23 protein-coding genes are annotated in these 21,850 nt (G+C 61.8%); 13 read left to right on the top strand and 10 right to left on the bottom strand.

Annotated elements, in window-relative coordinates; translation table 11 throughout:
- Positions 1–51: 51 nt before the first annotated feature.
- The 5 genes from ftsZ (at position 52) to JGZ97_RS10860 (ending at position 7,409) form a co-directional block, all read left to right on the top strand.
- Positions 52–1,254, top strand: coding sequence for a cell division protein FtsZ (gene ftsZ / locus JGZ97_RS10880; RefSeq protein WP_207062646.1), 1,203 nt, complete (start codon positions 52–54; stop codon positions 1,252–1,254).
- A gap of 72 nt (positions 1,255–1,326) precedes the next feature.
- Positions 1,327–2,238, top strand: a complete 912-nt coding sequence (gene lpxC / locus JGZ97_RS10875; protein WP_207062645.1) for a UDP-3-O-acyl-N-acetylglucosamine deacetylase — start codon at positions 1,327–1,329, stop codon at positions 2,236–2,238.
- Positions 2,239–2,457: 219 nt separating this feature from the next.
- Positions 2,458–5,193: a preprotein translocase subunit SecA gene (gene secA, locus JGZ97_RS10870; RefSeq protein ID WP_207062644.1), complete on the top strand. Its 2,736-nt coding sequence runs from the start codon at positions 2,458–2,460 to the stop codon at positions 5,191–5,193.
- Positions 5,194–5,247: 54 nt separating this feature from the next.
- On the top strand, positions 5,248–6,462 hold the full coding sequence (argJ, locus tag JGZ97_RS10865; protein ID WP_207062643.1) for a bifunctional glutamate N-acetyltransferase/amino-acid acetyltransferase ArgJ: 1,215 nt from the start codon (positions 5,248–5,250) through the stop codon (positions 6,460–6,462).
- Positions 6,463–6,464: 2 nt separating this feature from the next.
- On the top strand, positions 6,465–7,409 hold the full coding sequence (locus JGZ97_RS10860; protein WP_207062642.1) for a Nudix family hydrolase: 945 nt from the start codon (positions 6,465–6,467) through the stop codon (positions 7,407–7,409).
- Positions 7,410–7,432: 23 nt separating this feature from the next.
- On the opposite strand, the gene JGZ97_RS10855 is transcribed toward JGZ97_RS10860, so the two are convergent.
- The 5 genes from JGZ97_RS10855 to pilB all read right to left on the bottom strand — a co-directional run bounded on the left by JGZ97_RS10855 (position 7,433) and on the right by pilB (position 12,211).
- On the bottom strand, positions 7,433–7,645 hold the full coding sequence (locus JGZ97_RS10855; protein WP_207062641.1) for a DNA gyrase inhibitor YacG: 213 nt from the start codon (positions 7,643–7,645) through the stop codon (positions 7,433–7,435).
- A gap of 5 nt (positions 7,646–7,650) precedes the next feature.
- Positions 7,651–8,262: a dephospho-CoA kinase gene (gene coaE / locus JGZ97_RS10850; protein WP_207062640.1), complete on the bottom strand. Its 612-nt coding sequence runs from the start codon at positions 8,260–8,262 to the stop codon at positions 7,651–7,653.
- A gap of 3 nt (positions 8,263–8,265) precedes the next feature.
- Entirely contained in the window at positions 8,266–9,165 is a 900-nt protein-coding gene (locus JGZ97_RS10845) for an A24 family peptidase (protein ID WP_207062639.1), read from the bottom strand.
- Positions 9,166–9,171: 6 nt separating this feature from the next.
- A complete protein-coding gene (locus tag JGZ97_RS10840) occupies positions 9,172–10,392 on the bottom strand; it encodes a type II secretion system F family protein (protein WP_207062638.1) in 1,221 nt (406 codons plus the stop codon).
- A 97-nt stretch (positions 10,393–10,489) separates the two neighbouring features.
- Positions 10,490–12,211 (bottom strand): type IV-A pilus assembly ATPase PilB, encoded by a 1,722-nt coding sequence (pilB, locus tag JGZ97_RS10835; RefSeq protein WP_207062637.1) that lies wholly within the window; start codon positions 12,209–12,211, stop codon positions 10,490–10,492.
- A gap of 226 nt (positions 12,212–12,437) precedes the next feature.
- On the opposite strand from pilB, the gene JGZ97_RS18180 reads away from it, so the two are divergent.
- The 6 genes from JGZ97_RS18180 to JGZ97_RS10805 all read left to right on the top strand — a co-directional run bounded on the left by JGZ97_RS18180 (position 12,438) and on the right by JGZ97_RS10805 (position 16,430).
- Positions 12,438–12,851 (top strand): prepilin-type N-terminal cleavage/methylation domain-containing protein, encoded by a 414-nt coding sequence (locus JGZ97_RS18180; RefSeq protein ID WP_207062636.1) that lies wholly within the window; start codon positions 12,438–12,440, stop codon positions 12,849–12,851.
- Between the two features lie 145 nt (positions 12,852–12,996).
- The gene (locus JGZ97_RS10825) at positions 12,997–13,353 is read left to right on the top strand and encodes a hypothetical protein (protein ID WP_207062635.1); all 357 of its coding nucleotides are present in this window, start codon (positions 12,997–12,999) and stop codon (positions 13,351–13,353) included.
- A gap of 207 nt (positions 13,354–13,560) precedes the next feature.
- The gene (locus tag JGZ97_RS10820) at positions 13,561–14,139 is read left to right on the top strand and encodes an aminodeoxychorismate/anthranilate synthase component II (RefSeq protein WP_207062634.1); all 579 of its coding nucleotides are present in this window, start codon (positions 13,561–13,563) and stop codon (positions 14,137–14,139) included.
- A gap of 8 nt (positions 14,140–14,147) precedes the next feature.
- Positions 14,148–15,194 carry an anthranilate phosphoribosyltransferase gene (gene trpD, locus JGZ97_RS10815; RefSeq protein WP_207062633.1) on the top strand — a complete coding sequence of 349 codons (1,047 nt, stop codon included), beginning with the start codon at positions 14,148–14,150 and terminating at the stop codon, positions 15,192–15,194.
- Positions 15,191–15,997: an indole-3-glycerol phosphate synthase TrpC gene (gene trpC, locus JGZ97_RS10810; protein ID WP_207062632.1), complete on the top strand. Its 807-nt coding sequence runs from the start codon at positions 15,191–15,193 to the stop codon at positions 15,995–15,997. The genes trpD and trpC overlap by 4 nt, the downstream gene beginning before the upstream one ends.
- A 10-nt stretch (positions 15,998–16,007) precedes the next feature.
- The gene (locus JGZ97_RS10805) at positions 16,008–16,430 is read left to right on the top strand and encodes an OsmC family protein (protein ID WP_207062631.1); all 423 of its coding nucleotides are present in this window, start codon (positions 16,008–16,010) and stop codon (positions 16,428–16,430) included.
- Here JGZ97_RS10805 and JGZ97_RS10800 read toward each other — a convergent pair.
- The 4 genes from JGZ97_RS10800 to fusA all read right to left on the bottom strand — a co-directional run bounded on the left by JGZ97_RS10800 (position 16,406) and on the right by fusA (position 20,139).
- Complete coding sequence (locus tag JGZ97_RS10800; RefSeq protein WP_207062630.1) at positions 16,406–16,990, bottom strand: gamma-glutamylcyclotransferase family protein; 585 nt, start codon at positions 16,988–16,990, stop codon at positions 16,406–16,408. The genes JGZ97_RS10805 and JGZ97_RS10800 overlap by 25 nt on opposite strands.
- 4 nt (positions 16,991–16,994) lie before the next feature.
- The gene (locus JGZ97_RS10795) at positions 16,995–17,435 is read right to left on the bottom strand and encodes a hypothetical protein (RefSeq protein WP_207062629.1); all 441 of its coding nucleotides are present in this window, start codon (positions 17,433–17,435) and stop codon (positions 16,995–16,997) included.
- Between the two features lie 48 nt (positions 17,436–17,483).
- Positions 17,484–17,924: a hypothetical protein gene (locus JGZ97_RS10790; protein WP_207062628.1), complete on the bottom strand. Its 441-nt coding sequence runs from the start codon at positions 17,922–17,924 to the stop codon at positions 17,484–17,486.
- A 163-nt stretch (positions 17,925–18,087) separates the two neighbouring features.
- Positions 18,088–20,139, bottom strand: a complete 2,052-nt coding sequence (fusA, locus tag JGZ97_RS10785; RefSeq protein WP_207062627.1) for an elongation factor G — start codon at positions 20,137–20,139, stop codon at positions 18,088–18,090.
- 176 nt (positions 20,140–20,315) lie between these two features.
- Between fusA and JGZ97_RS10780 the strand changes: the two genes are divergently transcribed.
- Positions 20,316–20,501: a PA3496 family putative envelope integrity protein gene (locus JGZ97_RS10780; protein ID WP_207062626.1), complete on the top strand. Its 186-nt coding sequence runs from the start codon at positions 20,316–20,318 to the stop codon at positions 20,499–20,501.
- 148 nt (positions 20,502–20,649) lie between these two features.
- Here JGZ97_RS10780 and JGZ97_RS10775 read toward each other — a convergent pair whose 3' ends face one another.
- Positions 20,650–21,102 carry a restriction endonuclease gene (locus tag JGZ97_RS10775; RefSeq protein ID WP_207062625.1) on the bottom strand — a complete coding sequence of 151 codons (453 nt, stop codon included), beginning with the start codon at positions 21,100–21,102 and terminating at the stop codon, positions 20,650–20,652.
- 181 nt (positions 21,103–21,283) lie between these two features.
- On the opposite strand from JGZ97_RS10775, the gene JGZ97_RS10770 reads away from it, so the two are divergent.
- A complete protein-coding gene (locus tag JGZ97_RS10770; RefSeq protein WP_207062624.1) occupies positions 21,284–21,838 on the top strand; it encodes a DJ-1 family glyoxalase III in 555 nt (184 codons plus the stop codon).
- Positions 21,839–21,850: the final 12 nt, after the last annotated feature.

Raw genomic sequence — 21,850 nt, 5'->3', positions numbered from 1 at the left:
GTAATTATTAACTGATACAGCGTTAAATGACTCAAGTGAGGGGAGAGGGACATGTTTGAACTGGTCGACAACGTACCCCAGAGTGCGGTGATCAAAGTGATCGGTGTCGGCGGTGGCGGCGGCAACGCCGTTCAGCACATGCTCACCAGCGAGATCGACGGAGTTGATTTCATCTGCGCCAACACCGACGCTCAGGCGTTACAAGGGCTAGGCGCCACCAGCGTGCTGCAGTTGGGTGGCGACCTGACCAAGGGGCTCGGTGCCGGCGCCAATCCGGAGATTGGCCGGCAGGCGGCCATGGAGGACCGTGAGCGTATCGCCGACATGCTCAAAGGGGCCGACATGGTGTTTATCACCGCCGGCATGGGCGGCGGCACCGGTACCGGTGCCGCCCCGGTTGTCGCGGAAGTGGCCAAGGAGCTGGGTATTCTCACCGTGGCGGTGGTGACCAAACCCTTCCCGTTCGAAGGGCGGCGCCGGCTTAAGGTGGCCGAGGAGGGGATCAAGGGGCTGCAGGAGAACGTGGACTCGCTGATCACCATCCCTAACGAGAAGCTGCTGCAGGTGATGGGCAAGAACGCCTCCTTGCTGGAGGCCTTCAAGGAGGCGAACAGCGTCTTGCAGGGCGCGGTGCGGGGGATTGCCGACCTGATCATTCGCCCGGGGATGATCAACGTCGACTTTGCCGACGTGAAGACGGTGATGTCCGAGATGGGCATGGCGATGATGGGGACCGGCGTGGGACGCGGCGACAGCCGGGCCCGCGAGGCCGCCGAGATGGCGATCCGCTGTCCTTTGCTGGAAGATATCGACCTGCAGGGCGCCCGCGGGATTTTGGTCAACATCACCGCCGGGCTGGACCTGAGCCTGGGTGAGTTCTCCGAGGTGGGCGACACCATCGAGGAGTTTGCCTCGGATAACGCCACCGTGGTGGTGGGAACGGTGATCGACCCGGAAATGAGCGACGAGCTCAAGGTCACGGTGGTGGCGACCGGCCTGGGTGACCGGGAGATGCCGAAGGTAAAGCTCGCCAGCCGTAACGACAATCAGCGCAAGGCCGACGGCACCTTGGATTTCGACCAGCTGGAGCTGCCCGCGGTGCTGCGTCGGCAAGGCCGAGCCGGGACTTCCGCGCGGACCGAAACCGAGGCCCAGAGCGGTGCTGAGCACGCCGCCACGGGGCTTCGAACGGGTACCGATGACGAGATGGAGTTTCTCGATATTCCGGCGTTTCTGCGACGCCAGGCCGACTGATCACGCTGTCCTTTGACCGCGAGTTTTGCTATGATCCGTCGATATTTTGCACATCAATAAGTTGTCGGTAGCATGATCAAACAGCGCACGCTTAAAAATGCCATCAAGGCCACCGGTGTGGGTCTCCACACCGGTGAAAAGGTCTATCTTACGCTCAAGCCCGCGCCGGTGGACACGGGCATCGTCTTTCGGCGGGTGGACCTGGATCCGGTGGTGGAGATTCCCGCCTGGGCGGAGAACGTCGGTGACACCACCATGTCCACCAACCTCAGTAACGGCGAGGTGCGGATCGCGACGGTCGAGCACCTGCTGTCGGCTATGGCGGGCCTGGGCATCGACAACGCCTACGTGGAGCTGAACGCCGAAGAGGTGCCCATCATGGATGGCAGCGCCGCGCCTTTCGTGTTCCTGATCCAGTCTGCCGGCATCCGTGAGCAGGAGGCTGCCAAGCAGTTTATCCGGATCAAGCGCAAGGTGGAGATCGAGCACGAAGGCAAGAAGGCGAGCTTCGAGCCCTTTGACGGCTTCAAGGTGAGCTTCACCATCGAATTCGATCACCCGGTGTTCCGGGACCGCAACAAGCAGTGCTGTCTCGACTTTTCCAGCACCTCCTTCGTCAAGGAGGTAAGCCGGGCGCGCACCTTCGGTTTCATGCGCGACATCGAGCACCTGCGTGCCCAGAACCTGGCCCTGGGCGGTAGCATGGACAACGCCATCGTGGTGGATGATTACCGCGTGCTGAACGAGGACGGCTTGCGCTACGACGACGAGTTCGTCAAGCACAAGGTGCTGGATGCCGTGGGTGACCTCTACCTGCTGGGCAAGAGCCTGATTGGCGAGTTCAAAGGCTACAAGTCCGGTCACTACCTCAATAACCTGCTGCTCCGTGAGCTGCTGCGCCAGGAGAGTGCCTGGGAAGTGGTGACTTTCGAGGGGGCGGAGAAGGCGCCTATCTCTTACATGCAGCCGATCCTGGCAGGCTGATCCGCCTGCCGGATTCGCAAGCGTTCACAAGCCGGGAACGAGGCCTCGTTCCCGGCTTTTTTGTATCTGGGCGTGTGGCCCTGGGGTGAAGGGGGCGTGGTCTGTGGTCCGTCGCGCAGCGGTCTTCGACCCCCCCTTGAAATAAGGGTAAAATGCCCCCAAATCTTAGTCTTCGCCCGGATTGTCGGGCCCTGCAACGAAACGGAATAGTCTCATAATATGATTGCCCCGCTAATAAGAAAGCTATTTGGAAGCAAGAACGAGCGAGAACTGAAACGCATGGGCAAGGTGGTCAAGACCATCAATGCCCTGGAACCCGACATGGAGGCGCTGGACGATGCGCAGCTGCGGGCCAAAACCCAGGAGTTCCGCGAGCGTTATAAGAACGGCGAGGGCCTGGATGCGCTGCTTCCGGAAGCGTTCGCCGTCTGTCGCGAAATGTCGCGGCGGGTGCTGGGCATGCGTCACTTTGACGTGCAGCTGATCGGCGGTATCACCCTGCACGAGGGGGCCATTGCCGAGATGCGCACCGGTGAGGGTAAAACCCTGGTGGCCACCCTGGCGGCCTACCTCAACGCCATCCCCGGCGAAGGCATGCACGTGGTTACCGTCAACGACTACCTGGCCAAGCGCGACTCGGACTGGATGGGCAAACTCTACAACGCCCTGGGCCTGACCGTCGGCGTCATCTACTCGGGACAGGATCCTGTTGGCAAGAAGGCCGCCTACGAGGCGGATATCACCTACGGTACCAATAACGAATTCGGCTTCGATTACCTGCGCGACAACATGGCGTTCAGCACCGAGGACAAGGTCCAGCGCTCGCTGAGTTACGCCATCGTCGACGAAGTGGACTCCATTCTGATCGACGAGGCCCGTACGCCGCTGATCATCTCCGGTCCCGCCGAGGACAGCTCGGAGCTGTACCGCAAGATTAACGGCCTGATCCCCAAGCTTGAGCGCCAGCCCGAGCTTGCCGAAGGGGAAGAAGAGCCCAGCGAGATCGGTCACTATACGGTGGATGAGAAGCAAAAGGCGGTCGAGCTCACCGAGGAAGGTCACAGCTACGTCGAGGGGCTGCTGCGGGAGATGGGATTGCTGCCGGAAGAGGAGTCCCTCTACGCGCCCAAGAATCTAAACCTGCTGCATCACGTCCACGCGGGCCTACGGGCCCACGTGATGTTCACCAAGGATGTGGACTACATCGTCCAGAACAACCAGGTGGTGATCGTCGATGAGCATACCGGGCGCACCATGCCCGGGCGGCGCTGGTCCGAGGGGCTGCACCAGGCGGTGGAGGCCAAGGAGGGGGTAGCGATTCAGAACGAAAGCCAGACCCTGGCTTCCACCACCTTCCAGAACTACTTCCGCCTCTACAGCAAACTGTCGGGAATGACCGGTACCGCCGACACCGAGGCGTTCGAGCTGCGTCAGATCTACAGCCTGGACGTGGTGGTGATCCCCACCAACAAGCCGGTGCAGCGTAAAGATTACAACGATCTGGTTTACCTTACCCTGCAGGAAAAGTTTGACGCCATCGTCGAGGAGATCAAAAGCTGCCGGGAGCGCCAGCAACCGGTGCTGGTGGGGACGGCCTCGATCGAAATGTCCGAGGTGATCTCCCAGCTGCTGACCAACGCCAAGATTCAGCACAACGTGCTCAACGCCAAGCACCACGAGAGTGAGGCGCAGATCATTGCCGACGCCGGACGCCCGGGGGCGGTTACCATCGCCACCAACATGGCCGGCCGGGGTACCGACATCGTGCTCGGCGGTAACTGGGAGTCGGAAGTGGCCAAGCTGGACAGCCCCGCGCCCGAGCAAATCGAGGCAATCAAGGCCGAGTGGGCAAAACGGCACGAGATCGTGCTGGAGGCCGGCGGGCTGCACATCGTCGGTACAGAGCGCCACGAGTCCCGCCGCATCGACAACCAGCTCCGCGGGCGTGCGGGGCGCCAGGGGGATCCGGGCTCCTCCCGCTTCTTCCTCTCCCTGGATGACAACCTGATGCGTATCTTCGCCTCTGAGCGGGTGAAGATGTTCATGCAGCGCCTGGGCATGGAGAAAGGCGAGGCGATCGAGCACAAGATGGTGACCAACGCCATCGAGAAGGCCCAGCGCAAGGTCGAAGGTCGCAACTTCGATATTCGTAAACAGCTGCTGGAATACGACGATGTCGCCAACGATCAGCGGCGTAACATTTACGCCCAGCGCAATGAGCTGATGGCGACCGACGATATCTCCGACGTGATCGAGGCGGTGCGCACCGAGGTGGTCGATGAGCTGATCAGCGGCTATATACCGCCCCAGAGCCTGGAAGAACAGTGGGATGTCCCGGGTCTTGAGAAGCAGCTCGCCAGCGACCTGAACCTTCAGCTACCCATCCAGCAGTGGCTGGATGAAGACGATCATCTGCACGAAGAGACCCTGCGCGAGAAAATTCAGCAGGCGGTGGTGGAGGCCTACCGGGAGAAAGAGGCCGTGGTGGGCGAGAAGTCCATGCGTCTGTTTGAAAAGCAGGTCATGCTGCAGGTGCTCGATACCCTGTGGAAGGAGCACCTGGCTACCATGGATCACCTGCGCCAGGGCATTCACCTGCGCGGCTACGCTCAGAAAAACCCGAAGCAGGAGTACAAGCGCGAGTCCTTCGAGCTTTTCCAGGCACTGCTGGAGAACATCAAGCAGGACGTGGTGAGGATTATCTGCCACGTTCAGGTACGCCAGCCCGAAGAGGTGGAGGCCCTGGAGCAGCAGCGCCGCGAAGCCCTGGAGCGGCAGAAAATGGAGTTCCAGCACGCGGAATCCTCGGCGATGGAAGGCGAGCAGCAGGCCGCCCCCGAGGACGAGGAGGGGCATGCTCCCTACGTGCGCGAGACCAAGAAGGTGGGCCGCAACGAGCCCTGCCCTTGCGGGTCCGGCAAGAAATACAAGCAGTGTCACGGCCGGCTGGCCTAGCGCTGAATCAAGGTTAAGCGGGGCGCCGGGGTGCCCGCTGCAGGAGAAAACGTCATGGCTGTAGGTCCAGGAACTCTTCCGGAGTTCGAAACGATCCGCGGTTTTCGTCTCGGCACCGCCCAAGCCGGGATCAAGTACCCTGACCGCACAGATTTGGTGGTGATGGAGATTGCTAAGGGCAGCAGCGTGGCCGGGGTTTTTACCCGCAACGCCTTCTGCGCCGCACCGGTGACGCTCAGCAAAGAGCACCTCGAGGTGTGCGCGCCCCGCTACCTGCTGGTCAATACCGGTAACGCCAACGCCGGCACCGGCGCCCAGGGGTTGAAGGATGCCCAGGCCAGCTGCCGGGCCCTGGCTGAGTTGCAAGGGGTTGAGCCCGAGGCGGTGTTGCCGTTCTCCACGGGGGTGATCGGCGAGCCCCTGCCCGTGCAGCCGCTGATCGCGGGGCTACCCGAAGCCTGTGGGGCGTTGAGCGAGGCGGGCTGGGCGGAAGCGGCTGCCGGGATCATGACCACCGATACGCGCCCCAAGGGGGCTACCCGTCGGGTAGCCCTGCCCGAAGGCGAGGTGCGGATCAGCGGCATCTCCAAGGGGGCGGGCATGATCAAGCCCAATATGGCCACCATGCTGGCGTTTATCGCTACCGACGCAAAGGTTAGCCAGCCGGCATTGCAGGCGCTGCTAAGCACTGCGGCTGATCGTTCTTTCAACCGGGTCACCGTCGATGGCGATACCTCCACCAACGATGCCTGCATGCTGGTGGCAACCGGCGGGGCTGATGTCGCCTTGAAGCCACAAAGCGAAGGCTGGCATGCCTTTGCCGAGGCGGTGGAGGCGGTGTTGATGGAGCTGGCCCACGCCATCGTCCGTGACGGCGAGGGGGCCACCAAGTTCGTCACCATCGAGGTGGATGAGGCGGCGAGCAGTCGGGAAGCTCTGGACACCGCCTACACCATCGCCCACTCGCCGCTGGTCAAAACCGCGCTCTTTGCCAGCGACCCCAACTGGGGGCGGATTCTCGCGGCCGTGGGGCGGGCGGAGATACCGGGGCTGGATCTGGAAGCCCTGCGCATCTACCTGGATGACGTCTGTATCGTTGAGAACGGCGGTCGTGCTCCCGCGTATACCGAAGAGCAGGGCCAGCGGGTGATGAGCCAGGAGGAGATCCTGATTCGCGTTGTGCTGGCCCGCGGCAGCGCCTGTGAGCGGGTCTGGACCACGGATCTTTCCAAGGATTACGTGTCGATCAACGCCGATTACCGCTCCTGACCTTGAGTAGCCTGGTGCATGTGGCGGCCGCGGCCATCGAAGGTCCGGACGGTCGCCTGCTGATTACCCAGCGTGCTCCCGATGCGCACCAGGGGGGCTTGTGGGAGTTTCCCGGGGGCAAGTTGGAGCCCGGCGAGTCAGTACAGGCCGCCCTGTGTCGTGAGCTGCGTGAAGAGCTGGGTATCGAGGCGCTGGCCTATCATCCTCTGATCCGTATTCCCTATTCCTATCCGGACAAGTGCGTGCTGCTGGATGTCTGGCGGGTCACCCGTTTTCGGGGCGAGCCCCGGGGGCTCGAAGGTCAGCCGCTGCGCTGGGTTGAGTGCGAGGCGTTGGAGCCTGGCCAGTTCCCGGCCGCCAACCGCCCCATCATCAACGCCTTGCAATTGCCTGACCGCTACCTGGTGACCGGTGCGGCGGCGGGGCTGAAGGCGTTTGAGCAGCGCCTGGGCCGTGCGTTGGAAAAAGGGGTAAGGCTGGTTCAGTTGCGGGCGCCGGATCTGGATCCTGGTGACTATCTCCATTATGCGCAGCGGGCACGGCAGCTATGCCAGGGTGTGGGGGCTCAACTGCTGCTCAACGCCGATCCGGCGCTGGCATCCTGCGTCCCAGATGTGGGACTGCATCTCAACAGTCGGCGCCTGATGGCCGTGTCCCGTGATGAGCTTGAACCCTGGCGTGGGAAGCTGATCAGCGCCTCCTGTCACGACTTGCAAGAGCTGATGCGTGCGTCCGAGCTGGCCCTGAGCTTTGTTTCCCTGTCACCGGTGAATGCCACCGCCAGCCATCCCGGCGCAGCGGCACTGGGTTGGTCGCAGTTTGAAGCGTTGGTCGAGCGGGCGGCCCTGCCGGTGTACGCGCTGGGCGGTGTGGATGGTGAAGATATCGGTCGAGTGCAGGCGCTTGGAGGGCAGGGGGTCGCGGCGATCCGGGCTTTCTGGGAATAGCTTCAGCGGCGCAGGGCGACCGGTCAATGCAGCGGACCATCCTCTTCACCGGCGCTGTCCGGGTCGCTGAAATCCGGGTGGCGCTGCCCCTCGATCTGGTACTCTTCGTTGGCCCAGGCGCCCAGGTCGATCAGCTTGCAACGCTCGCTGCAGAACGGGCGCCAGGGGTTGCGGCTGGACCATTCGCTGGGTTTCTTGCATTGCGGGCAGGGGATGCGCTTGGCTGATTGGCTCATGGGGCTCAGGCTCCTGTTGTTTTAGATTGGGCCAGGTCCAGGAACGCTCTGTGCAGCTTTTCCACGGCAGCCTCGAGTTGTGCGGGGTTGCCCTCGTTGTCGATTACCGAGTCGGCATGGGAAAGCCGTGCCTGCCGTCCTAGCTGGGCATCCAGAATCGCCCTGACCTGAGCTTCGCTATTATGGTCCCGGGTCATGGTGCGGGCAATCTGGGTTGCTTCCTCCACATCCACCACCAATATATGATCGGCCAGCTCATGCTGGTCGGTCTCCAGCAGCAGGGGGGAAACCAGCATCACGTAAGGCGAAGGGGCCGATTGCAGCTGGATCAGCGTGCGCTCGCGGATCAGCGGATGGAGCAGTTGCTCAAGCCAGTGTCGAGCGTTCTCATCGCTGAAGACGGCTTCTCGTAGCGCGGCCCGATCCAGACTGCCGTCGGCACGTCGAAGGTGCAGCCCGAAATGGTCGAAAATATTCTGCAGGGCGGGCTCGCCCGGCATCACCACCTCACGGGCCACGATATCGGCGTCGACCATCGCGATACCTCGGCGGGCAAAGCATTGCGCGACCGTGCTCTTGCCGCTGCCGATGCCGCCGGTCAGGCCCACCACGAACATGGCTCAGTAACCGCCGATCCACTGCCAGTAAAGGGCGATCAGCTGATCCCCCCAGACCAGCGCGATCCAGCCGGCGATGGCGAGAAAAGGGCCGAAGGGAATCGGGTGGGAGCGGTCGCGCCCCTGCAGGGCCAGGGCCGTAGCACCGATCAGCGCCCCCACCAGCGAGGAGAGGATGACGATCAACGGCAGTGACTGCCAGCCCATCCAGGCACCCAGTGCCGCCAGCAGCTTGAAGTCGCCGTAGCCCATGCCCTCTTTGCCGGTGGCCAGTTTGAACAGCCAGTAAACGCTCCAGAGCGTCAAGTAGCCGAACACGGCCCCCCAGAGGGCGCTCTGCAGGTCGGTGATCAGCCCAAAGGCGTTGGCGATCAGGCCCAGCCAGAGCAGGGGCAGGGTGAGGCTGTCGGGCAGCAGCTGGTGATCGTAATCGATCAGGGTCAGCACGATCAGCGTCCAGGTGAAGAGCATCAGCAGACCCAGCGCCGGGGTGGCGCCCCAGAGCCAGGCCAGAACGGCGCAGAGCAGGCCGCTGGTCAGTTCCACCAGGGGATAACGGGGCGAGATGCGGACACCGCAGCCGGCGCAGCGACCGCGTAGCCAGAGATAACTGAGCAGCGGGATATTCTCCAGGGCGGAGATGGCATGCCCACACTTGGGGCAGCGCGAGCGCGGCACCGCCAGGTTGAAGGTCTCCTCCGCCAGATGCGGCTTGAGGTCCTGGGCAGCATCGCCTCCCTCGCCGGCCATTAGCTCCCGGCACTGGGCGGTCCACTCGCGCTCCATCATCACCGGCAGGCGGTGGATCACTACGTTGAGAAAGCTGCCTACGAGCAGTCCGAGAATCGAGGCCAGAACGATCAGCAGGCCCGGGTGGGCCTGCAGGTAATCAAACGCGGTCATCGAGAATCAGACCACCGAGCCGAGCTTGAAGATGGGCAGGTACATGGCGACCACCAGACCGCCCACCAGGACCCCCAGCACCGCCATGATAAAGGGCTCCATCAGGCTGGTGAGGTTGTCCACGGCGTTGTCCACTTCCGCCTCGTAAAAGGAGGCCACCTTGTCCAGCATCTCGTCCAGGGCGCCGGACTCTTCGCCGATGGCGATCATCTGTACCGCCATATTGGGAAAGACGCCGGTCATGCGGGTGGCGTTCTGCAGCGACTGGCCGGTGGAGACCCCGTTGCGGATCTGCACGATGGCCCGGCGGTAGATCACGTTGCCGGCCGCTCCGGCCGCCGAGTCCAGCGCATTGACCAAGGGTACGCCGGCGGCGAAGGTGGTGGAGAGGGTGCGGGCAAAGCGGGCGATGGCCGCCTTGTCCAGAATATCGCCAATGACCGGAATTTTCAGCGAAAACTTGTCCATTGCGTCACGAAAGGCCTCTGAACGCTGGTGCACGGCCTTGAAGACGAACCCTGTGCCGATGATCGCGAGCAGAGCAACGTACCAGTATTTCTGCGCCAGCTCCGAGAGGCCGATCACCATCTTGGTGAAGGCGGGCAGGTCGGCGCCGAACCCCTGGAAGATGGACTCGAACTGGGGCACCACCTTGATCAGCAGGATCGCCGAGACCACGATTCCGACGATAATAACGGCGATGGGGTAGGTCATCGCCTTCTTGATCTTGGCCTTGAGCGCCTCGGTCTTCTCCTTGTAGGTGGCAATCCTGTCCAGCATGGTCTCCAGGGCGCCGGACTGCTCACCGGCGTGTACCAGGTTGCAGAACAGGTCGTCGAAATACTTGGGGTGCTTGGACAGGGCCGTGGCCAGGTTGCCGCCACTGGCGACATCGTTCTTGATCTCGAAGATCATGTTCTTGAGCTGGGTCTTCTCGACACCGCCGGCGACGATATCGAAGGCCTGGATCATGGGTACCCCCGCCTTCATCATGGTGGCCAGCTGGCGGGTGAAGACGGCCACGTCCAGCGGGGTGATTTTCTTGTTGGCCTTGCCGAAGGCCGAAACCCGCTCCTTGGCGATCTTCTTGGGGATGATGCCCTGTTTGCGCAGCAGGGCCTTGGCGAAGGTCACGTTCTCCGCGTCGATCTTGCCTTTGCTCAGGTTTCCACTTTTATCCTTGCCTTCCCAGACAAAGGTGACGGGTTTTGCTTCTTTGGCTGCCATCGACAACAATCCGCTCCGATCGAAAGGAGTTGCAGTATATCAAGAAAGCCTGGGGCCGGCTGCGGCCCCGAGCCGCAGCCTTGACCGAGCGCAAGATTTATAGCTTGGTGACCCGGTTGACCTCGGCCAGACTGGTCACCCCCTGGGCGGCCTTGAGCAGGCCTGAGGTGCGCAGGTTGTTGACCCCCTGGCGGGCGGCCAGCTCGCCGATCTCCAGGGAGTTGCCGTTGTTCATGATCAGCTCGGCGATCTCGGAGGTCATGGGCATCACCTCGTAGATGCCGACCCGCCCCTTGTAACCGCCGTTGCAGGCGTTGCAGCCCACCGGCTCGTACAGGGTCAGGCCCGCCTGAATGTCCGCCTCGGTAAAACCTTCCTCGAGCAGTGCGGCCTCGGGAATCTCCCGGGGCTGCTTGCACTGTGGGCAGAGGCGCCGCGCCAGGCGCTGGGCGATGATCAGGGAAACGGAAGTGGCGATGTTGAACGCCGGTACACCCATGTTGCGAAGACGGGTCAGAGTCTCCGGAGCGCTGTTGGTGTGCAGGGTGGAGAGCACCATGTGGCCGGTCTGGGCCGCCTTGATGGCGATTTCGGCGGTTTCCAGGTCCCGGATCTCCCCCACCATGACCACGTCCGGGTCCTGACGCAGGAAGGAGCGCAGCGCCGAGGCGAAAGTCAGTCCCACCTTGTTATTGACGTGCACCTGGTTGATCCCCTCGAGGTTGATCTCCACCGGGTCCTCCGCGGTGGAGATGTTGCGCTCTGGGGTGTTGAGGATGTTCAGGCCGGTATAGAGTGAGACCGTCTTACCGCTACCGGTGGGTCCGGTGACCAGGATCATGCCCTGGGGTTGCTCCAGGGTCTTGAGGTAGAGCTGCTTCTGCTTGTCCTCGTAGCCCAGGGCGTCAATTCCCATCTGGGCGCTGGCCGAATCCAGGATCCGCAGCACGATCTTCTCCCCCCAGATGGTGGGCAGGGTGTTGACCCGGAAGTCGATCGACTTGGTCTTGGAGATCTTCATCTTGATGCGCCCGTCCTGGGGAATGCGGCGCTCGGAGATGTCCATCTGCGACATCACCTTCAGCCGAGCCGCTAGGCGCGGGGTCAGGTTCACCGGCGGGCGGGCCACCTCATGCAGCATGCCGTCGGTGCGCAGGCGGATCCGGTAGGCCTTTTCATAAGGCTCGAAGTGGATGTCCGAGGAACCGAGGCGGATCGCATCCAGCAGGATCTTGTTGACGAAGCGGACGATGGGAGCGTCGTTGGCGGCGTCTTCCGGATCGGTGCTTTTGTCGGCGTTGGGGTCGATGCCATCGTCAATATCGAGGTTGTCAAGGTCCGCATCTTCCAGCCCGTCCAGGGCTGAGCCTTCCTGGGCGGAGAGGAATTTGTCGATAGCGACCGACAATTTGTCCTCCTCCACGATCACGGGTTCGGTGTTGATCCCGGTGTGGAACTTGATCTCGTCCAGGGCGGCGGTGTTGGTGGGGTCGGAGACCGCCACGTAGATGCGGCTGCTCTGCTTGATCAGCGGAAAGGCGTGGTGCTTGCGCACCAGCTCTTCAGATACCAGGTCCGAGGGGGCGTTGCTCAGCTCGAACTCGTCCAAGTCCAGCAGGGGAATGCCGAACTCGTCCGAAGCAGCGGTGGCCGCCTTGTAGGCGCTGACCAGCTTCTCCTGCACCGCATAGATAATGAAGGAGGTTTTCTGCTTGTTGGCTTCCAGCAGGGCCTGGGTCGCATTATCTGCAGAGAGAATGCTGTCGTTGACCAGCCGTTTGGCCAGTCCGGTCAGAGGTTGTATTGGTTGCACGCCCATAATCCGAGAACTTTGAGGTAAGTCAAACAGTCGTTCGGTAAACCTTAGCACGTGTGTACTTGTCAGAAAACGCGCCCTATACTCGAAACCAAGCAATAACAGGGGGGGCTTCCTAACCGGAGCGCCAGGGCTTAACCAACCGTTGATTGTACGCCATTAGGCGATCGCTATCAGGAATTTTTGGCCAGGATTGGCCTGCATTAAAAAACTTCCAGGAGAAGATGTTATGAAAAAGCAACAGATGGGTTTCACCCTGATTGAATTGATGATCGTTGTCGCGATCATCGGTATTCTGGCCGCCATCGCACTGCCGGCGTATCAGGATTACACTAGGAAAGCGCAGTTCTCAGAGGTTATCTCTGTGGGTAATGCCTACAAGCAAGCGATCTCGCTGTGCTTGACTGAGGGCGAGACTGACTGCTCCCTGGGGAACGGTGGCGTTCCTGTAAAGGATACGACGCCTCAGTATATCAGCGACATGTCCGCTACCTCCGCCGGTGCGCTGACTATCACCTCTACGATTGATGGCGATGCCAATGGCACCAATGAGGACTTCATCGTAACGCCAAGCCTGAATGGCAGCAGTATCACTTGGGATCAAAGTGGTAGTTGTAAAGCTTTGGGTTGGTGTAAAGACTAAGGGCTAGGCTTGCTTATTTAAGTAACCAAGCACCCTTTTAAAGGCCAAGAATAGAAATATTCTTGGCCTTTTGCTATTTTGCCGAGCCGGTTTTTAGCTTACGATCTCTCGGGCTTATTTGAGCCTGGGATAAGGCGAAAAATTTATGTGGCTTAAAAAATACCTGAAACCCCTCGTTTTTATTCTGATCGCCCTCTCGGTGGCGGTAACCTGGTATATCAATACCCAGGTGAGTCCGGATTTGACCGTGGCGCAAAAACAACGCATGGACGAGTGGCTGGTCAGCCAGGCGCCGATTAAATCTCACGTCTGGAATTTCAACCGGCTGGCGGTGGGGGTAGTGCCGCAAGCGGTGGAGGCGCAGGCCTTCGCAAAAAGCCTCTGCCAGAAGGGTGCGGAGCTGAATGCCCAGCCCGAATCCGTGGCCGTGGTGGATGTGATCAAGCTGCAGGAGAGCGGCGGCGAGAACTGGCAGGAGATCGGCTTTGCCCGCTGCGGCTGACTTAATGTCGTGCTCACAGGTGATGGGGGCGTTTAGCTCCCTCCTTGTTTAAACTCCCCCTTCTTCCTTCTTCCTTCTTCCTTCTTCTGGGGCGATCTCGCCCGCGTTCAGGGGATAAATGCTACCGGAAAACAAGTTTTTCCTTGCATCAGTGGACTTTGCCCGCACAGCATAGACAATAGTCTTTTTGCGCATAAGGGCCCGCTGATGCTGTTGATGATCGACAACTACGACTCCTTCACCTACAACGTGGTGCAGTATTTCGGTGAGCTGGGCGCCGAGGTTCGGGTCGTTCGCAACGATGAAATCACCCTCGAGGAGATCGAACGGCTGGCCCCGCGCCACCTAGTGATCTCCCCGGGCCCCTGCACCCCGCGGGAGGCGGGAGTCTCGGTGGCCGCCATCAAGCACTTTGCGGGCAAGCTGCCGATCCTCGGCATCTGCCTGGGGCACCAGAGTATCGGGGAGGCCTTTGGCGGCACTGTTGTCCGCGCCGGCCGGGTGATGCACGGCAAGATCTCCCCGGTGTTTCACCGTGACCAGGGGGTCTTCGCCGGGCTCGACAACCCCTTCCAGGCGACCCGTTACCACTCGCTGGTGATCGATCAGAAGAGCCTGCCGGACTGTCTCGAGGTCACTGCCTGGACCGAGACCGACGATGGCGGTATCGAAGAGATCATGGGGGTGCGCCACAAGACCCTGGATGTCGAGGGGGTCCAGTTTCATCCCGAATCCATACTGACGCAGCAGGGGCACGCGCTCTTGGCCAATTTTCTCAAGCGCTGAGGAGAACAATGAATATTCAGCAAGCGATCGCGAATGCGGTGGACCACCTGGACCTGAGCCGCGAGCAGATGATCGAGGTGATGCGCCAGATCATGACGGGCCAGTGCACCGATGCCCAGGTGGCGGGGTTCCTGGTGGCGCTGCGCATGAAAAGTGAATCCATTGACGAGATTACCGGCGCGGCCCAGGTGATGCGTGAACTGGCGACCCCGGTGCAGGTGGCCTGCGAGCCTCTAGTCGACATCGTCGGCACCGGTGGCGATGGCGCCAACCTGTTCAACGTCTCCAGCGCCGCCTCCTTTGTCGCAGCGGCCGCCGGTGCCCACGTGGCCAAACATGGCAACCGCGCGGTCTCTTCCAGCAGCGGCAGCGCCGATTTGCTGGAGAAGGCCGGGATCAACCTGATGCTCACCCCCGAGCAGGTGGCGCACTGCATCGAGCAGGTGGGGGTCGGCTTTATGTTCGCCCCGTCCCACCACAGCGCCATGAAGCATGCCATCGGCCCGCGCAAGGAGCTGGGGCTGCGCACCCTGTTCAATATTCTGGGGCCCATGACCAACCCCGCCGGGGTAAAGCGTCAGGTGATCGGCGTGTTCGCCAAAGCCCTGTGCCGGCCCATGGCGGAAGTGCTCAACAAGCTTGGGGCTGAGCATATTCTGGTGGTGCACGCCGACGATGGCCTGGATGAGATCAGCCTGGCGACGGCGACCCACGTTGCCGAACTCAAGGATGGCGAGGTGCGCGAATACAGCCTGACTCCCGAGGCGGTGGGCATTGCCAGCCAGAGCCTGATCGGGCTGGAGGTGGACGGGGCCGAGGCTTCCCTGGCGTTGATTCGGGGTGCGTTTGCCGGGGACGAGAGCCTGCAGGCCCGCAAGGCGGCCGACATGATTGCCCTGAACGCGGGGGCCGCCATCTACGTGGCCGGGCTCAGCGACAGCCTTAAAGAGGGGGTCACCCGGGCCGCGGAAGTGATCGCCAGTGGCGCCGCGCTGGAAAAACTGGAGGCGTTAGCGCGCTTGTCCCAGGCGCTGGAAGGGGCGGATAACGCATGAATACACCGACTATCCTGCGCAAGATTCTCGACCGCAAAGTGGAAGAAGTGGCGGCGGCCCGCGAGGTTGAGCCGTTGCAAAGCCTGCAGGCGCAGATCGAGGCCAACCGCGTTGGTGAGTGGGCACCGCGGGGGTTTATCCAGTCCATCGAAACTGCGCTGGCAGCGGGGCGGTCGGCGGTGATTGCCGAAGTGAAAAAAGCGTCCCCCAGTAAAGGGGTGATCCGTGCCGACTTTGATCCGGCGGCGATTGCTGCCAGCTACGAGCAGGGGGGCGCCTGCTGCCTGTCGGTGCTCACCGACGTGGACTTCTTCCAGGGGTGCGACCGCTACCTGCGCGAAGCCCGCCAGGCCTGCGGACTACCGGTGATTCGCAAGGATTTCCTGATCGACCCTTACCAGGTTTATGCGGCCCGGGCCATGGGCGCCGACTGCGTGCTGCTGATCGCCGCTGCCCTGGATGATGCCCAGCTGCGGGACCTTCATGATCTGGCGCGGGAACTGGGCATGGATGTGCTGATCGAAGTGCACGATGCCCGTGAGCTGCAACGGGCGCTGGCGCTGGAGACCCGCCTGGTGGGCATCAACAACCGCAACCTGCATAGTTTTGAGGTCAGCCTGGAAAACACCTATCAACTGCTCGCCGACATTCCCGACAACCGGATCGTGGTGACGGAAAGCGGTATTCACAGCGCGGCCGATGTGGCCGCCATGCGGGAGCGGGGCGTCAACTGTTTCCTGGTCGGCGAGGCCTTCATGCGTGCGGACGACCCCGGGGCCCAACTACGGGCGCTGTTCAAGTAGAGAGAAGGTAATGAAAGTAGAGATCACATGGGGCGGCGACGCCCAGTTTAACGGGCAGACCGGTTCAGGGCACACACTCACCATGGACGGCCCCCCGGATCATGGCGGGCAGAACAAGGGGCCGCGGCCGATGGAGATGCTGCTTCTGGGGCTCGGGGGCTGCACCAGCTTCGATGTGATGAGCATTTTGAAGAAAGCCCGGCAGGATGTGGTTGATTGCCGGGCGCAGATCGAGGCTGAGCGTGCCGACAGCGTTCCCGCTGTCTTTACCCGGATTCATGTGCACTTTGTGGTCACCGGCCGCAACCTCAAAGAGTCTCACGTCAAGCGTGCGGTGGCCCTTTCGGCGGAGCAGTACTGCTCCGCCTCCATCATGCTGGAACGGGGCGGCGTGGAGGTGACTCACAGCTACGCGTTGGTCGAGGCGTCCTGATGCCAGGCCAGCAACCGACCTTCGCTTAACACCGGGGCGGGGTTCACGCGGTTGTAATCAAGCAGCTGCTTTAGCAGCTGCTGGTGTATCGCCGCCCGCTCCGGGTGGTTATCAAAGGCGACTGCGGTTCCTTCCAGTTCGCTAAGGTAGTCCGGGGGGCAGCCCAAATAGCGCAGCCCGGCGCGCACCAGCGCCCGGTACCAGTCAAAAGGCCGCAGCCATTCGTTTACCCGGTCCGCATGGGCCAGGTAGGTGAATGCTTCGAGCTTCTCCTCTTCGAGTACAACCGTCAGCCGTTGGCGTGTGTATCCCCGCTCCCAGCGATCCAAGGCATCTTGTTGGTCGGCATCAAACTGGTAAAGAGCGGCGTAACTGCGGGCCCCGATTCGTCCCAGGGTCAGATTGCACTTTCCGGAGTCGTCCTGGCCCCGTTTGTGAAAGCTAAGTTGGCAGTCGGGAAGGTGCACACGCCCTACAAGCCGGCAACCGGGCACCCGCAGACCCAGCCGCAGGGGGTGCAGGTTGGATCCGTAGGCCAGGTAGAACGCTTTTTCAGTCATGTGCTCAGTGTGTGGCCGCCCGGGTACGGTGATAGCCCCGATGGTAGCCGCGCATACCCCATGCACAGGCGCCGGCGGTGATGAAAAGGGCGATGGCCACCAAGGCGGGATAGGAGTGGACCATCAGGCGATAATAGCCGTAGCACAGGTATCCGGTCAAAATATAGACAAAGGGCAGGAGCTCGTAAATGCGCGGTGGGATGGGGTGTGCGGCCGCTTGAGAAGTTGCTTGGCCGAGCCTGCCAGGGCCCGCTCCTGTGGGGGGAGGCTGCGTTGCTTGGATTGGGCGCCGGTGGTTGGCGCGCCTGATCCAAATAAGCGCCCCGGCGAAGTAGAGGAGCAGCCCGCAACCCCACAGCAGGGCAGTCTGCATCGATAGCAGCAGGTAACTCCCCACCGCCAGGTAAAGGTAGGGGAGGGCTTCGTAAAAGGTCTTGGGGAGCATGGTTGGGCGGCCTTTCGGCGGGGCGCCCGGACATCGGCGGCGCCGGCGCTAACTCGAGGCCATCGCGAGCCGGTGGCGACCGCGAAGCACCAGCACGGTTACGCCGCTAAGCAGCAGAAGCAGGGTCGCCATTAGCAACAGGCTGCTGCTGAGCGTGGCGCTTCCGGAAGTGGCATCTCGACTGAGCAGTGTTGCCAGGACGAAACCGGCGGCAATGTAGGCGAAGGGCATGGCTTCGTAGAGGGCCCGGGGCCAGACCCAGTGTCGGAACCGGGGCTTCAGGCGTTGCGAGCGGACCTTATCAACCAAGTTCGCCCGTACCCGGTCGCGGCGCCGGTAGTGGGTGCGCCAGACCCAGAGCAGTGCCCCCAGGCAGTAGAGTACAATGCCCAGCACGACCACCAGCGGGCGCTCGGACAGCAGCCAGCAGAGGCTGCCGAGGGCAAAAATGCCGTAGGGCAGGGCTTCGTAGAGGGGCTTGGGCAGCATCGTCGTCTCCAGGGCCGTGGCGTGCCGATTATTTCTTCGTGCTAAACACTATTAGCAAGTTAGCAAGAAATGGTCCTCTTTTTTAAGGTACTGATTCACAGCGCTAAATTCTGATGGTTGGGTGCCGAGTGTAAAAAAAACCAACGTTCCTTTGAGACCTGTCTTAAACGCTCTTCGCCTGATGTGCCTCTTGGTACGCTGAGGCCAGGCGCGCCTGTATGTTCTCGGGCACCGGTGCGTAATGGCTGAACTGCATGTTGAAGCGACCCTCTCCCCCGGTCATGGATTTGAGCTGGGTGGGGTAGCTTTCCAGTTCCGCCAGGGGCACTTGCGCGGCGACGTCGGTACGTCCGTCGGCCAGGGCGCTGGTGCCGTTGATGATCGCCCGGCGTCCGGCCAAGTCTCCGGTTACGTCCCCCAGGCTTTGGCTGGGCACCTCGATGGAGGCCGCCACCACCGGCTCAAGGATTCGCGGGTGGCCTTGGTGTACGGCTTCCAGAAACGCCTTCTTGCCCGCCGCGACAAAGGCCACCTCCTTGGAGTCAACCGGGTGATGCTTGCCATCCAGCACTACCACCTCGATGTCCTGCATGGGAAAGCCCCCCAGCACGCCTTCGGCCATGGCCTGCTCAACGCCTTTGCGCACAGCGGGGATAAATTGGCCGGGGATCGCCCCGCCTACCACCTGACTGCTGAAGGTAAGGCCAGCACCGGGCTCACCCGGGGCCACGCGCAGGTGAACCTCGCCGAACTGACCGGCACCTCCTGTCTGCTTCTTATGGCGGTAATGACCTTCAGCCGGTTGGGTGATGGTTTCCCGGTAGGCGATTTGCGGCGGCTGGGTGCTGACCTCAACATTGAACTGCTGGCGCATCCGCTCGAGCACAACCTTCAGGTGCAGTTCGCCGTGGCCGTAAAGAACCGTTTCGTTGAGGCTTTTGCGGTGCTCCACGCGCAGGCTCGGGTCTTCTGCGGCAAGCTTGTGCAGAGCGTCCGAGAGTTTCTGCTCGTCACCGTGGCGCACCGGCGCAATGGCCAGACCGCTCATGGGCGGGGGCAGAGGCGTGGGCTTGAGGTGGTAATGGTCTTCATCGTGGGAGTCGTGCAGCACCGCGTCCACGTAAAGCTCGTCGATTTTGGCCAGTGCGCAGATTTCACCGGCCACGGCCCGGCCGATTTCCCGGTGCTCTTTGCCTTGCAGTTGCAGTAAGTGGGCAACTTTGATCGGCTTGCGGGCCTCCCCCAGCAGCAGCGGACGTCCGCTTATCAGGGTACCCTGGTGGACTCGAAGCAGGCCCAGCTTGCCGAGATAGGGGTCAATCTGCAGTTTGAACAGGTGGGCAATCAGGTGACGATCAGGTGCGGGTACCACCTGTACGGGCTGGGCCTCATCGCCTTCGCCTTTTAAAAACAGGGGGGGGTTGCCCTCGGCAGGAGTGGGCATCAGCTGCGAAAGGGCCCTCAGCAACAGCTCGATGCCGGCCCCGTTCAATGCCGAGACGAAACAGACCGGAATCAGGTGCCCTTCCCGCAGCGCTTGTTCGAACGGCGCGTGCAGTTGATCGGGGCTCAATTCCTCGCCTTGCTCGAGGTAGAGCGCCATCAGCTCCTCGTCCACTTCCACCACCTGATCCACCAAGGCGGTATGGGCTTCGGCTACCGAGGAAAAGGCGCACGGGTGTTCGCCATGGGCAAAGAAACAGTCGGTCACCTCGACGCCGCCCGGGGCTGGCAGGTTCAGGGGAAGACATTCGGCGCCGAAGCGCGCCTGCAATTCAAGCAGCACTTTTTCAGGATCCGCGTCGGGGCTGTCGATGCGGTTGACGACCAGCATTCGGCAAAGTTTTCGTGCTTTTGCCGCCTCCATGGCCTGAAGGGTCATCTGTTCAACGCCGTTGCAGGCATTGACCACCACGACCGCGGCTTCGACCGCAGCCAGGGCGCCAAGCGCACGGGGGAATAAGTCGGGGTAGCCCGGTGTGTCCAGCAGGTTGACCCGGCTGTCGTCATAACTGAAGTGGCACAGGGCGATATCCAGCGAGTGCTGCAGGGCCTGCTCCTGGGGTAGAAAGTCGCAGAGCGCGGACCCCTTTTCCACCGATCCCCGCTGGTGGATAGCCCCCGCCTGGTGGAGCAGGGCTTCAGCCAAGGTGGTCTTGCCGGCGCCAGCCTGCCCCAGCAGGGCGATATTGCGCAGGTTTTCGGGGGTGGTCATGGGCCGCTTCTCCGCAGGTTGAGGGAATGGAGGTAAGCATAGTCAAAGGTCAGGTCAGGGCTGCGGACCCCGCGGATTTAAAAGGAAATTTGTTGATCACGAGAAAAATAATTCGCTTTTCTCGATTCGCCTCCGGCGCGATGCTATCGCACCACCCAGATAGACGGAGTGTTGTGATGGAGACCCTGCAGTACGACGATTCCCAGTTTGACGATGACCAAGAGTTCAACCCGGCTTTGCGTCCCGGCGAGGAGGGGCGCCAGCTCAAGCGTCACCAGATCCGTCGCGGCATTGAAGACTACTTCGAGCGCAAGGCCTTGGATCGCTTGGATGACTGGTTCGACTACGACGAGCCTGCTTGAAAGCGCCGCTGGAGCGGTGAGCGGCTGACGCCGCGTCGCAGGTGGGCGTGCAGCAGGAGGACTGGGCCGCGCTCGCTTCCGAGTGGGCTGCGGCGCTCAGAGGAGGGTTGCCCAGCCCCTCATCAAAAAACGGGGTGAGGCCGCCGGGTCACTTCTGGACACCGGCAATGCTGTCGAGCACGCGGCGGCGGAGTTCGGGATGCAAGTTCTCGATCTTCGCCCGCAGCCGATTACCACTGAACAGTTGAATGGGCCGTCCCACCGAGAGGCTGTAGGCATGGTCGCTCAGCTTTCCGGGGGTTACCAGAAAGCCCAGATTAACCGACTGCTCGTTCATGTGGCGTTGCAGTCGCACCACCTGATCCACATCCACCATGCGCTGGCCCGGGTAGCATTTAAGCAGGGCGAAGGCGTCTTTCGCACCGTCCCGGTACAGCAGAATTTCCGCTTCGTTGGGGCCTAGTGCCTTGAGCTCAGTGCGAAAATTCTGCACCCGAAAGTAGTGATCCACCAAGTGCACAAACACGGGCCAAGGGAGTTGCGGCAGGTCGAAGAGGCCCAGGTCCGCGGGCTTCATCCAGGGGCGGGGGGTTAACGTCATCGATAGCGTCCATTCAATCTCATCAGTTCACTATATCAAACGGCCTGTTTAATGTCGTTTGATAGAAATCAAGTTTTATTAGCCTGACGGGCTCCGGGAGCCGCCCCGGTTGGCGAACCCTAAAGGGCTCTTCTACTGTACCTAACGCAGGTTGCAGGTTAATGAAACCAGGGAAAAAACAATGGAACGGGCGGTATTGGTGCCGGTGGCGGATGGCAGCGAAGAGATTGAAACTGTCTGCCTCATCGACATATTGCGTCGGGCCGGGGCCCGGGTGGTGGTGGCCTCGGTGGAGCCACGGCTGCAGATCACGGCATCCCGAGGCGTCAATCTGGTGGCCGATTCCCTGATCGAGGCGTGCCTGGGGCAGTCGTTCGACCTTATTGCCTTGCCCGGGGGCATGCCCGGCGCCGAGCGGCTTGCTCAGTGCGCCCCCCTGCTGAGCCTGCTGCAGCGTCAGAAGAGGCAGCAACGTTATTTTGCCGCCCTGTGCGCTGCACCGGCGGTGGTGTTAGAGCCGCATGGGTTACTGGAGGGTTGTCGGGCGACGGCCCATCCCGCCTTTGTCGAGCGCCTTAGCGACCCCTCGGCGGCGGCAAACCGGGTGGTGGTGGATGGCCACTGCGTCACCAGCCGGGGGCCGGGCACGGCGCTGGAGTTTGCCCTGGTGCTGGTCGAGCTTCTGTTTGGCGCGGAGAAGGCTCGGCAGGTCGCCGATCCCCTGGTGCTGCCGTGACAGCGAAGCCCT

It is taken from the genome of Motiliproteus sp. SC1-56 (genome assembly GCF_017309075.1).
Lineage (GTDB): Bacteria > Pseudomonadota > Gammaproteobacteria > Pseudomonadales > Balneatricaceae > Motiliproteus.
This window is presented reverse-complemented; position numbering and strand designations above follow the sequence as displayed.